General features: G+C 65.1%; 13 protein-coding genes and 1 tRNA gene. All 14 read left to right on the top strand.

The annotated features are described in order from the left end of the window. Positions 1-502 (top strand): Rrf2 family transcriptional regulator (locus O9335_RS12865; protein WP_298388719.1); only part of this gene is annotated, 502 nt, incomplete at its 5' end. A 22-nt stretch (positions 503-524) separates the two neighbouring features. Then, entirely contained in the window at positions 525-1,739 is a 1,215-nt protein-coding gene (locus O9335_RS12860; RefSeq protein WP_298388718.1) for an IscS subfamily cysteine desulfurase, read from the top strand. Between the two features lie 10 nt (positions 1,740-1,749). Beyond that, entirely contained in the window at positions 1,750-2,166 is a 417-nt protein-coding gene (gene iscU, locus O9335_RS12855; protein WP_298388717.1) for a Fe-S cluster assembly scaffold IscU, read from the top strand. A gap of 10 nt (positions 2,167-2,176) precedes the next feature. Then, the gene (iscA, locus tag O9335_RS12850; RefSeq protein WP_298388716.1) at positions 2,177-2,500 is read left to right on the top strand and encodes an iron-sulfur cluster assembly protein IscA; all 324 of its coding nucleotides are present in this window, start codon (positions 2,177-2,179) and stop codon (positions 2,498-2,500) included. Between the two features lie 55 nt (positions 2,501-2,555). Beyond that, positions 2,556-3,077 carry a Fe-S protein assembly co-chaperone HscB gene (hscB, locus tag O9335_RS12845; protein ID WP_298388715.1) on the top strand — a complete coding sequence of 174 codons (522 nt, stop codon included), beginning with the start codon at positions 2,556-2,558 and terminating at the stop codon, positions 3,075-3,077. Between the two features lie 32 nt (positions 3,078-3,109). Beyond that, positions 3,110-4,966 carry a Fe-S protein assembly chaperone HscA gene (hscA, locus tag O9335_RS12840; protein ID WP_298388714.1) on the top strand — a complete coding sequence of 619 codons (1,857 nt, stop codon included), beginning with the start codon at positions 3,110-3,112 and terminating at the stop codon, positions 4,964-4,966. Continuing rightward, positions 4,966-5,307, top strand: coding sequence for an ISC system 2Fe-2S type ferredoxin (gene fdx, locus O9335_RS12835; protein WP_298388713.1), 342 nt, complete (start codon positions 4,966-4,968; stop codon positions 5,305-5,307). The genes hscA and fdx overlap by 1 nt, the downstream gene beginning before the upstream one ends. After that, positions 5,304-6,344 carry a tRNA (adenosine(37)-N6)-threonylcarbamoyltransferase complex transferase subunit TsaD gene (gene tsaD, locus O9335_RS12830; protein WP_298388711.1) on the top strand — a complete coding sequence of 347 codons (1,041 nt, stop codon included), beginning with the start codon at positions 5,304-5,306 and terminating at the stop codon, positions 6,342-6,344. The genes fdx and tsaD overlap by 4 nt, the downstream gene beginning before the upstream one ends. Before the next feature lie 169 nt (positions 6,345-6,513). Then, positions 6,514-6,774: a 30S ribosomal protein S15 gene (rpsO, locus tag O9335_RS12825; protein ID WP_298388709.1), complete on the top strand. Its 261-nt coding sequence runs from the start codon at positions 6,514-6,516 to the stop codon at positions 6,772-6,774. A gap of 174 nt (positions 6,775-6,948) precedes the next feature. Beyond that, the gene (pnp, locus tag O9335_RS12820) at positions 6,949-9,069 is read left to right on the top strand and encodes a polyribonucleotide nucleotidyltransferase (RefSeq protein WP_298388706.1); all 2,121 of its coding nucleotides are present in this window, start codon (positions 6,949-6,951) and stop codon (positions 9,067-9,069) included. 7 nt (positions 9,070-9,076) lie between these two features. Further along, a complete protein-coding gene (locus O9335_RS12815; RefSeq protein ID WP_298388704.1) occupies positions 9,077-10,084 on the top strand; it encodes an NAD(P)H-quinone oxidoreductase in 1,008 nt (335 codons plus the stop codon). A 1-nt stretch (position 10,085) separates the two neighbouring features. Then, the gene (gene tpiA, locus O9335_RS12810; protein WP_298388702.1) at positions 10,086-10,823 is read left to right on the top strand and encodes a triose-phosphate isomerase; all 738 of its coding nucleotides are present in this window, start codon (positions 10,086-10,088) and stop codon (positions 10,821-10,823) included. Between the two features lie 38 nt (positions 10,824-10,861). Then, positions 10,862-11,227 (top strand): preprotein translocase subunit SecG, encoded by a 366-nt coding sequence (gene secG / locus O9335_RS12805; RefSeq protein WP_298388700.1) that lies wholly within the window; start codon positions 10,862-10,864, stop codon positions 11,225-11,227. 79 nt (positions 11,228-11,306) lie between these two features. Further along, positions 11,307-11,391: transfer RNA gene (locus O9335_RS12800), tRNA-Leu, on the top strand. Positions 11,392-11,449: the final 58 nt, after the last annotated feature.

The following is an 11,449-nucleotide window of genomic DNA, read 5'->3' as shown; positions in this document are numbered from 1 at the left end:
CGCCATGCTGGACCTCGCCCTGCGCGAGCACAACGGCCCCGTGGCCCTGGCGGCCATCAGCCAGCGCCAGCAAATTTCGTTGAGCTACCTCGAACAGCTGTTCGGCAAGCTGCGCCGGGCTGAATTGGTCGAGAGCACCCGCGGCCCTGGCGGCGGTTACAGCCTGGGACGGCGTGCGGAAGACATCACGGTGGCTGACGTCATCTTGGCCGTGGACGAGGCGCTGGACGCCACCGGCTGTGGGGGCAAAGAGCACTGCATGGGCGACGACAGCGGCCGGTGCCTGACGCACGAGCTGTGGACGCGCCTGAACGACCACATGCTGGTGTTCTTGAACAGCGTGAGCCTGCGTCACCTCGTGGACGAGCAGCGGGCCAAAGGGTTCACCCCCGAGGAAGGCACGCCGCTCAAGCGCGCGATTTCACCCAACCCGGTGGTGCGTCCGATCCGCGTCACGGGCCCCAACTCTGTGTTCGCGCTGGGCAACGCCCTGAGCAAGTGAACTGTTTGAACCTGTTGACTCCATGACCCCGCATCTCCCCATTTACATGGACTACGGCGCCACCACGCCGGTGGACCCCCGCGTGGTTGACGCCATGATGCCTTGGTTGCGTGAGCACTTCGGCAACCCGGCGTCGCGCAGCCATGCCTACGGTTGGGAGGCCGAAGCGGCCGTTGAGCAAGCGCGCGTTCACGTGGCGGCCCTCGTCAATGCGGACCCCCGCGAAATCGTCTGGACCAGCGGGGCGACCGAGAGCATCAACCTGGCGATCAAGGGCGCGGCCGAGTTCTACAAGAGCCGGGGCAACCACCTGATCACGGTCAAGACCGAGCACAAGGCCGTGCTCGACACCTGCCGGGAACTGGAGCGTCGCGGGTTCGAGGTGACCTATCTTGACGTGCTGCCCAACGGTTTGGTCGATTTCGAAGCCCTGAAGGCGGCACTGCGCCCCACCACCTTGCTGGTGTCGGTGATGGCGGTCAACAACGAAATCGGTGTCATCCAAGACGTGGCCGCCATCGGTGCGCTGTGCCGCGAACACGGGGTGCTGTTCCATGTGGACGCTGCGCAAGCGACGGGCAAGATCGGCATCGACTTGGCCGTCCTGCCTGTCGACCTCATGAGCTTGGCTTCCCACAAGACGTATGGCCCCAAGGGCATTGGCGCCCTATACGTGCGGCGCAAACCTCGCGTCCGACTGGAAGCGCAGATGCATGGCGGAGGCCACGAGCGCGGCATGCGATCGGGCACCTTGGCCACCCACCAAATCGTGGGCATGGGCGAGGCCTACCGCATTGCCAAGGCCGAGATGGCCGGGGAATTGGCACGCATCCGCACCCTGCAGCAGCGCCTGCTCAATGGCATTCAGGCCATCGACGAGGTCTATATCAATGGCGACCTGGATCAGCGGGTGCCCCACAACGTCAACGCCTCGTTCAATTTCGTCGAGGGTGAGTCGCTGATCATGGGTATCAAGGGCATCGCGGTTTCCTCGGGCTCGGCCTGCACCTCGGCCAGTTTGGAGCCCAGCTACGTCTTGCGGGCGCTGGGTCGCTCTGACGAACTCGCCCACAGCAGCTTGCGCATGACCATCGGTCGCTTCACCACTGAAGCCGAAATCGACGAAGTCATCGCCACCTTGAAAGACCGCGTGGCCAAGCTGCGTGAACTGTCCCCCCTTTGGGAGATGCACCAAGACGGCATCGATCTGTCCACCATCCAGTGGACCGCACACTGAGGCAAGCACCATGGCATACAGCGACAAGGTCGTCGACCACTACGAAAACCCCCGCAACGTCGGTTCGTTCGACAAGGGCGACGCGGCCGTTGGCACCGGCATGGTCGGTGCACCCGCCTGCGGCGACGTGATGAAGTTGCAAATCAAGGTCAATCCCGAAACCGGGCTGATCGAAGACGCCCGCTTCAAGACCTACGGCTGCGGCTCAGCCATCGCGTCGAGCTCGTTGGTGACCGAGTGGGTCAAGGGCAAGAGCCTGGACGAGGCGATGGCGATCAAGAACAGCCAAATCGCCGAGGAGTTGGCACTGCCCCCGGTCAAGATCCACTGCTCGATCTTGGCCGAAGACGCCATCAAGGCAGCCGTGGCCGACTACCGGCAAAAGTCAAGCGCCGAGGCGACCGCTCAGGCGGGTGCGACGGCCTGAGGACACTGCCATGGCCATCACCCTGACCGCTGCCGCCGCCAAGCACGTCAACCGCAACCTCGTTCGCCGGGGCAAGGGCTTGGGGGTGCGGCTGGGCGTCAAGACCACGGGCTGCTCCGGTTTGGCCTACCAACTGGAATACGCCGACGAGGTGGCACCGGAGGATGTCGTCTTCGAAGACCAGGGCGTGAAGGTGCTGATCGACCCCAAGAGCCTGCCTTACTTGGACGGCACGCAACTCGACTTCGTGCGCGAAGGGCTGAACGAAGGGTTCAAGTTCATCAACCCGAAAGAGAAAGACCGCTGCGGCTGCGGCGAGTCGTTCCGCATTTGATGCCCAGTCTTGAAGGGCAAGCGCGGCCCCTTGGCCGCGTTTGTTTTTGAACGCCATGAACCTCGCCAGCGACGACTTCAGCCTGTTTGGTCTGCCCGAGCGCTACCGATTGGACCGTGCCGACTTGGACGCACGCTGGAAGCGTTTGGCTGCTCAAGTGCACCCAGACCGCCATGTGGGGCAGGGCGCTGCGGCCCAGGCCCAGGCCATGCAATGGGCGCTGCGGGTCAACGAGGCCTATCGCCGCCTTCGCGACCCGCTGCGCCGCGCGGCTTACCTGTGCGAACGCCGCGGCACACCGATCGAAGCCGAGAGCAACACCCACATGTGCACGGCCTTCCTGATGGAGCAGATGCTCTGGCGCGAGGCCTTGGACGAGGCTGCCGACGACGCCGCCATCGATGGGCTGCATGCTCAGGTGATGGCGCGTCAAAAGGGCTTGTTCGACACCTTGGATCGCACTTTGGACGACCAGCCCGACAGCCCACGTGCCGCGGAAGCCGTTCGCTCGCTGATGTTCGTTGAACGCTTCTTGCACGACATCGAGCGTCGCCGCGACGCGCTCCATCCGCTTTGACCCCACGCTGACCAGCCTTCCGCATCCCTCGCATGGCGCTTCTGCAAATCTCTGAACCCGGTCAATCGCCCGACCCCCACCAGCGGCGCATTGCCGTGGGCATCGATCTCGGGACGACGCACTCGCTGGTGGCGGCCGTGCGCCACGGCGTGCCCGAGTGCCTGCCCGATGCCAATGGCCGCGTGATCCTTCCGTCGGTCGTCCGGGTGCTGGGCAATGGGCGCCGCCAGATTGGTGCCGAGGCCCTGGCCGCCGCGCCTGAAGACCCCGACAACACCATCGCCAGCGTCAAGCGCCTGATGGGGCGCCGGCTGTCCGACCTGCCCAACGCCAACCAACTCCCTTATGCCTTGATTGACGGCCCCGGCATGGTGGCGGTCCAAACGCGCGAAGGGGCCAAGAGCCCGGTGGAGATCTCGGCCGAGATTCTGGCCAGCTTGCGCCAGCGCGCCGAAGACACCTTCGACGACCTGCTGTACGGGGCCGTGATCACCGTGCCCGCCTATTTCGACGACGCACAGCGGCAAGCCACGAAGGATGCGGCCGAACTCGCCGGGCTGAAGGTGCTGCGCTTGATCAACGAGCCCACGTCAGCGGCCATTGCCTATGGACTCGATCATGGCAGCGAGGGCCTCTACGCCGTCTACGACTTGGGCGGCGGCACCTTCGACGTGTCGCTGCTTCGCTTGAGCAAAGGGGTCTTCGAGGTGGTGGCCACGGGCGGTGATGCGGCCCTGGGTGGCGATGACTTTGACCGCCTGCTGGCCGACTGGGCGAGGGCGCAAACGGCACGTCAAACGCGCAGCGCCGCGGACCGGCAACGCTTGCACGCTGCGGCTCGCCGCGCCAAGGAGCGCCTGAGCGACCTGACGCAAACCGAGTTGCGATGCGAGTTGGACGACGGACCGCTGGTCGTCACCGTCACCCGAGAGACCTTCGAGCTCCAGACCAAACCCCTGGTGGACCGAACTCTTTCGGTCGTTCGCCGGGTGCTCAGGGACGCCCAACTGCAGCCCGGCGAGGTGCAAGGCGTCGTGATGGTGGGCGGTGCCACGCGCATGCCAACGATCCGCCAGCAGGTTGGTCAGTTGTTCGGCCAGCCCGTGCTGACCAACCTGAACCCCGATGAGGTCGTGGCCTTGGGGGCGGCCGTGCAGGCCAACGCGCTGGCTGGCAACGCGCGGGACGGCGAGCTGCTGTTGCTGGACGTCATCCCCTTGAGTCTTGGACTGGAAACCATGGGGGGCTTGGTCGAGCGCATCATCGAGCGCAACGCCACCTTGCCCGTGGCCAAGGCGCAGGACTTCACCACGTTCAAGGACGGTCAAACGGCATTGGCTTTGCATGTCGTGCAAGGCGAGCGCGAGCTGGTCAGCGAGTGCCGCTCGCTGGCGCGTTTCGAACTGCGCGGCATTCCGCCCATGGCGGCGGGTGCGGCCCGCATTCGCGTGACGTTCCAGGTGGACGCGGATGGCTTGCTCAGTGTCTCGGCGCGCGAACAAAGCAGCGGCGTTGAGGCGGCAGTGACCGTCAAGCCCAGCTACGGTTTGAGCGACGAGCACATCGCCGCCATGTTGCGCGACGGCTTTGCCAGTGCGCAGAGCGACATGGAGGCGCGCAAGCTGCGCGAGGCCCGTGTGGAGGGTGACCGCATGTTGGCGGCCACCGCGACGGCGCTTCAGGCCGATGCCGACTTGCTGCCGGAAGAGGAGCGCCGTGAGATCGACGTGCTGCTTCGAGACCTGCACGCGGCCGTTTCGGGCAACGATGCGGATGCCATCGACGAAGCCGTGCGGGCTCTGGCCAAGGGAACCGAAAGCTTCGCGGCCGCTCGGATGAACCGTTCGATTCAACAGGCCTTGACCGGCCGCTCGGTGGAGCAATTCTGATGCCCGCGATTACCGTCTTGCCCCATCCCGAGTACTGCCCCGAAGGCCGCACTTTGCAAGCCCCTGCGGGCACCACGCTGTGCGAGGCCCTGCTGGACAACGGTGTTGAAATCGAACACGCCTGCGACCAGGTGTGCGCCTGCACCACCTGCCATGTCATCGTGCGCAAAGGGTTCGCGTCGCTCTCGGAAATGGAAGAAAACGAGGAAGACATGCTGGACCGTGCCTGGGGCTTGGAGGCCGATTCCCGCCTGTCCTGCCAAGCCATCCTGGGCCAAGCCGACGTGACCGTGGAGATCCCCAAGTACTCCATCAACCACGCCAAGGAACACAAGGCGTGAAGGCCCCGCCCTGGCGGGTGCTGGGCTTCGAGTCGTCGTGTGACGAAACTGGCGTGGCGATCGTCGAGTTGGACGATGGGCATCCGCGTTTGTTGGCCCAAGGCCTGCACAGCCAGATCGCCATGCACCAAGCCTACGGTGGCGTGGTGCCCGAACTGGCCTCGCGCGACCACATCCGACGCGTCGTGCCCCTGACGCGGCAAGTGATGGCCGACGCCGGTCTGGCTTGGAGCGATCTCGATGCCATTGCCTACACCAAAGGGCCGGGTCTTGCTGGCGCTTTGCTGGTGGGGGCGGGTGTCGCAGTGGCCTTGGCGGCGGCGATCGGCAAACCCACGCTCGCGGTTCACCACCTGGAGGGGCATTTGTTGTCGCCCTTTTTGTCGGCCGATCCGCCCGCCTTCCCCTTCGTGTGCCTTTTGGTGTCCGGCGGTCACACACAACTGATGGCGGTCACGGGCGTCGGGCGCTACGAACTGCTGGGGGAAACCATCGACGACGCCGCGGGCGAAGCTTTTGACAAGTCGGCCAAGTTACTCGGCTTGCCCTACCCCGGTGGGCCGCACTTGGCGAGCTTGGCCGAAGCCGGCGACCCTGGCGCTTTTGCGCTTCCTCGGCCTTTGCTGCACAGTGGCACGCTGGACTTTTCCTTTGCGGGCCTGAAGACGGCCGTGCTCACCCAAGCTCGAAAGCTCGGTGCGGAACTGCCCGTGCGGGCGGCTGACTTGGCCGCGAGCACGCAGGCGGCCATCGTCGACGTGTTGGTCAAGAAGAGCCTGATGGCGCTTCGCGACAGTGGTTTGAAGCGATTGGTCGTCGCTGGTGGTGTTGGTGCGAACCAAAGCTTGCGCGCGGCCTTGAACGAAGCCAGTCGACGCCGGGGCGTTCGGGTCCATTACCCCGAACTCAGCCTGTGCACCGACAACGGCGCCATGATCGCTTTGGCCGCTGCCATGCGCCACGCGGCGGGGGCTTCGCATGCGCAGGCGCCTCAAGCCTTTGGCGTGAAGCCGCGCTGGGATCTCGCCGAAATCTGACCTTGCACAGACCCGCTATACTTCGCCGGTTTTGCTGAGCGTTCCAGTTCGGTAAAGCATTCAGCACGGCGCGGGGCGGTTTCCCTCGCGTTCGCAAGTCCAACCCCGGAAACCGCATGGCCTTCAGCACAGCCTGGGCAGCGGCGTTCCACTTTTCGAAGGAAACACCATGTCCATCAACAAGGCCGAGATCGTCCAGGCCCACGCTCGCGGCGCCAACGACACCGGCAGCCCGGAAGTTCAGGTGGCCCTGTTGACCGCCCGCATCAACCACCTGACGCCGCACTTCAAGGCCAACGCCAAAGACCACCACGGCCGCCGCGGCCTGTTGAAGATGGTCAACACCCGCAAGAGCCTGCTGGCCTATCTGAAGCGCATCGACAGCAGCCGCTACGTCGCGCTGATCCAAAAGCTCGGCCTGCGCAAGTAAGCACGCCGAACGAAGAGCCCGCTGCCCGTGCACCGGGCTCTTCTTCCATCGTTCCCTGCCGGAGACCTCGCAACCCGTGACCGCATGCCATCCCCAAGGCGTCTTTCGACCTCTTGGGCATGTCATGGCGAACGGCCTGCAGAGCCCGGCTCCTCAATCCCAAGGAGTACACCCATGAGCCTGTTCAACAAAGTCACCAAGACCTTCACCTGGGGTCAGCACACCGTCACCATGGAGACGGGCGAGATCGCCCGTCAATCCACCGGTGCCGTGCTGGTCAACATCGACGACACCGTGGTGCTGGCCACCGTCGTGGCCCGCAAGGAAGCCAAGCCTGGCCAAGATTTCTTCCCGTTGACCGTCGACTACATCGAGAAGACCTACGCCGCCGGCAAGATCCCCGGCAGCTTTTTCAAGCGTGAGGGCCGCCCCAGCGAATTGGAGACCCTCACCAGCCGCCTGATCGACCGCCCGATCCGTCCGTTGTTCCCCGAGGGTTTCTTCAACGAAGTGCAGGTGGTCATCCACACGCTGTCGCTGAACCCTGAGGTGTCGGCCGACATCGCCGCCATGATCGCCACCAGCGCCGCGCTGTCGGTGTCCGGCATCCCGTTCAATGGCCCCATCGGTGCCGCACGGGTGGGCTACATCAACGGCGAGTACGTGCTGAACCCGGGCAAGACCGAGCTGACGAACAGCAAGCTGGACTTGGTGGTGGCCGGCACCGAAGCCGCCGTGCTGATGGTGGAGTCGGAAGCCGACCAACTGAGCGAAGACGTCATGTTGGGTGCCGTGGTGTTTGGTCATGAGGCGGGCAAAGTGGCCATCAATGCCATCCACGACCTCGTGCGCGATGCCGGCAAGCCGGTGTGGGAGTGGACCCCGCCCGCCAAGGACGAGCCCTTCATCGCCAAGGTGACGGCCCAGGCCGAACCCGCGCTGCGTGCCGCCTACCAGATTCGCAGCAAGCAGGCCCGCACCGAAGCTTGCCGAGCGGCTTACGCCAGCGTCAAGGACGCGCTGAAGGCCGAGGGCGCCGAGTTCGACGGCGTGGAGGTTGACAACCTGCTGTTCGAGATCGAAGCCCGCATCGTGCGCAGCCAGATCCTGGCCGGCGAGCCCCGCATCGACGGTCGTGACACCCGCACCGTGCGCCCGATCGAGATCCGCAACAGCGTGTTGCCGCGCACCCACGGTTCGGCGCTCTTCACCCGGGGTGAAACACAGGCACTGGTGGCCACCACGCTGGGCACCGATCGCGACGCGCAACTGATCGACGCCTTGGCCGGCGAATTCAGCGACCGCTTCATGTTTCACTACAACATGCCTCCGTTTGCCACCGGCGAAACCGGTCGCGTCGGCAGCCCCAAGCGCCGGGAAATCGGCCACGGTCGTCTGGCCAAGCGCGCACTGATCGCCGTGCTGCCGAGCAAGGAAGAGTTCCCCTACACCCTGCGTGTGGTGTCGGAGATCACCGAGTCCAACGGCTCGTCGTCCATGGCTTCGGTGTGCGGCGGCTGCTTGTCGATGATGGACGCCGGGGTGCCGCTGAAGGCGCACGTGGCCGGCATCGCCATGGGCTTGATCAAGGACGGCAGCCGATTTGCCGTTCTGACCGACATCCTGGGCGATGAAGATCACCTCGGCGACATGGACTTCAAGGTGGCAGGTACGACGAATGGCGTGACCGCCCTGCAAATGGACATCAAGATCCAAGGCATCACCAAGGAAATCATGCAAGTGGCTCTGGCGCAAGCCAAAGAAGCCCGCCTGCACATCCTGGGCAAGATGATGGACGCCATGGGCGAGGCCCGCACCGAAGTCTCGAACTTCGCGCCTCGCCTCTACACCATGAAGATCAACCCCGAGAAGATCCGTGACGTGATCGGCAAGGGCGGCGCCACCATCCGGGCGCTGACGGAAGAGACCGGCACCACGATCGACATCGGCGACGATGGCACCATCACCATCGCCTCGACCGATGCCGAGAAGGCCGCCCTGGCCAAGAAGCGCATCGAAGACATCACCGCCGAAGCCGTCGTGGGTCAGACCTACGAGGGTCCGGTTGTGAAGATCCTCGACTTCGGCGCCTTGGTGCAAATCCTGCCGAACAAGGACGGCTTGGTGCATATCAGCGAGATCGCTCATCGCCGCATCGACAAGGTGACCGACGAACTGAAGGAAGGCCAGATCGTCAAGGTCAAGGTCTTGGACACCGATGAAAAGGGTCGCGTCAAGCTGTCGATGAAGGCGCTGATCGCCCGCGAGCCCGCGCCCGCTCCGGCCCAGGAGTAACGCCCTCGTGCGGGCCATCGCTTGTCGCCAGCCCGGCGGACCGGAGGTGCTCACCGTGGTGGAGCACCCCGAGCCGCGGCATGGCGAGGGCGAGTGCCTGATCCGTGTGCACGCCAGTGGGGTCAACCGCCCCGACGTGCTGCAACGCAAGGGCCTGTATCCACCGCCACCGGGTGTCTCGGAGATTCCGGGGCTGGAGGTGTCTGGCGTGATCGAGTCGGGGGACGAACGGGCCCTGGATGCCGCGGGTCTGCGCGTGGGTGATGCCGTTTGCGCCCTGGTGTCGGGCGGTGGCTACGCGGAGCGATGCGTGGCCCCGGTGGCGCAGTGCTTGCCCGTGCCCGCGACCTGGACGCTGACGGAAGCCGCCGCGGCGCCGGAGACCTTCTTCACCGTGTGGTCGAACTTGTTCGACAGTGGCGATCTGCAGGCCGGCGACACCGTATTGGTGCACGGTGGTGCGAGCGGCATCGGCACCACAGCCATCCAGCTGGCCGCTTGGGCTGGTGCGCGGGTTTGGGTCACGGTGGGAAGCGCCGAGCGCGCCGCAGCCTGCTTGGCCCTCGGAGCCGACGGGGCCACCAACTACCGCGACCAGGACTTTGTCGAGCAGGGTCTGGCGTTCACGGGAGGGCGCGGTTTTGATCTCATCCTCGACATGGTGGCCGGCGACTACATCGCCCGCAATCAACAAGTGCTGGCGGAGGACGGGCGGCTGTTGGTGATCGCCACGCAAGGGGGGCGCGACGCGCGCTTGGACGCCGGGCTGTTGCTGCGCAAGCGGCAGCGCATCAGCGGCAACACCCTGCGGCCGCGGTCGTTGGCGTTCAAGGCCGCGATTGCGCGCCAATTGCGTGATCGCTTGTGGCCCGCCATCGAGCAAGGGCAGGGCGGGGTGGGAATCAAACCCCAGGTGCAGGCCGTTTTGCCCGCAGACCAAGCCGCGCTGGCTCACACCCAACTCGAGGCCGGCGAGGTGATCGGCAAGATCGTTCTGCAATGGCGAGGAACATGACATGAGAAAGACCCTGGTCGTTGGCAATTGGAAGATGAACGGCAGCAAGGCCCAAACCGAGGCCTTGCTGTCGGAGCTGTTGGCCTTGGGGCCGTGGTCCAGCGATGTGGCCGTGTGCCCGCCCTTGCCATACCTGGCTCAGGTGCAAGCCCTGCTGCAGGGCAGCGGCGTGATGTGGGGTGGGCAAGACGTGTCTGCCCACAACGGGCAGGGGGCTTACACCGGTGAGGTGTCAGCCACCATGTTGAAGGATTTCGGCGCGACCTACGCGATCGTCGGCCACAGCGAGCGGCGGACCTACCACGCGGAAAACGACCAGCTCGTTGCGGCCAAGGCGAAGGCAGCGCTGGCGCAGGGCATCGTGCCCATCGTGTGCGTGGGTGAAACCCGAGCCGAACGAGAGGCGGGGCACACCGACGCCGTGGTGCAGCGCCAACTGGGTGCTGCCATCCGCTCGCTGGGCGCCCGCATCGGCGAGGTTGTGGTGGCTTACGAGCCCGTTTGGGCCATCGGTACCGGCCTGACCGCCACCCCAGAGCAAGCTCAGGCCGTGCACGCACGACTTCGACAGCAGTTGTTGGCGGCCACGCCGGCGGCCGCCCAAATGCGCATCCTTTACGGCGGCAGTGTCAAGCCCGACAACGCCGCACAACTCTTCGCCCAGCCCGATATCGACGGCGGGCTCATCGGTGGGGCGGCCTTGAAAGCATCGGACTTCGATGCGATTTGCCGTGCCTGACCTTCCTTTTTGAGTTTGATTTCCCTGAGAGAACTGACATGCAATTCGTGATGAACCTGGTGCTGGTGGTGCAACTGGTGAGTGCCTTGGCCATGATCGGCCTGGTGTTGGTGCAGCACGGCAAGGGCGCTGACATGGGAGCCTCGTTCGGCGCCGGTGCGTCGGGAACGCTGTTTGGTGCGACGGGCAGCGCCAACGTCTTGTCCCGCGCCACGGCTGTGTGCGCCACCTTGTTTTTCGTTTGCACGCTGGCCATGGCGTACTTCAGCGGGCATCGTCAGGCGGCCCCGGTGACCCCGGGCTTGTTGGACGCTGCACCCGCTGCCAGCGCTCCAGCCAGCGCGCCCGTGGCAGGTGCCGCCGCCGTGCCCGGCGCCGCTGCGCCTGCTGCGTCGAAGCCGTGAGCCCCGGGGAATTTCAGGCTAGAATTTGAGGCTGTTCACGGCGCAATCCTCAGGCCACGTGAACAGTGAAAGTTCCCAAGCGCTCGTGGTGAAATTGGTAGACACGCTATCTTGAGGGGGTAGTGGCGAAAGCTGTGCGAGTTCGAGTCTCGCCGAGCGCACCAAACCTTGTCGAACCCTGTGGGTTTCGATCCGCCAAACGGGCGCAGTGACAGCGAATCG

Origin of the sequence: Inhella sp. (assembly GCF_027532025.1) — a bacterium.
Lineage (GTDB): Bacteria > Pseudomonadota > Gammaproteobacteria > Burkholderiales > Burkholderiaceae_C > Inhella.
The sequence above is the reverse complement of the archived record's forward strand: the minus strand, read 5'-3'. Positions and strand labels throughout refer to the sequence as shown.

What these genes read in the sequence shown, in the direction of transcription:
- O9335_RS12860 (WP_298388718.1), top strand. Translation starts at nt 525, where the DNA reads ATGACCCCGCATCTCCCCATTTACATGGACTACGGCGCCACCACGCCG.
- iscU (WP_298388717.1), top strand. Translation starts at nt 1,750, where the DNA reads ATGGCATACAGCGACAAGGTCGTCGACCACTACGAAAACCCCCGCAAC.
- iscA (WP_298388716.1), top strand. Translation starts at nt 2,177, where the DNA reads ATGGCCATCACCCTGACCGCTGCCGCCGCCAAGCACGTCAACCGCAAC.
- hscB (WP_298388715.1), top strand. Translation starts at nt 2,556, where the DNA reads ATGAACCTCGCCAGCGACGACTTCAGCCTGTTTGGTCTGCCCGAGCGC.
- hscA (WP_298388714.1), top strand. Translation starts at nt 3,110, where the DNA reads ATGGCGCTTCTGCAAATCTCTGAACCCGGTCAATCGCCCGACCCCCAC.
- fdx (WP_298388713.1), top strand. Translation starts at nt 4,966, where the DNA reads ATGCCCGCGATTACCGTCTTGCCCCATCCCGAGTACTGCCCCGAAGGC.
- rpsO (WP_298388709.1), top strand. Translation starts at nt 6,514, where the DNA reads ATGTCCATCAACAAGGCCGAGATCGTCCAGGCCCACGCTCGCGGCGCC.
- pnp (WP_298388706.1), top strand. Translation starts at nt 6,949, where the DNA reads ATGAGCCTGTTCAACAAAGTCACCAAGACCTTCACCTGGGGTCAGCAC.
- tpiA (WP_298388702.1), top strand. Translation starts at nt 10,086, where the DNA reads ATGAGAAAGACCCTGGTCGTTGGCAATTGGAAGATGAACGGCAGCAAG.
- secG (WP_298388700.1), top strand. Translation starts at nt 10,862, where the DNA reads ATGCAATTCGTGATGAACCTGGTGCTGGTGGTGCAACTGGTGAGTGCC.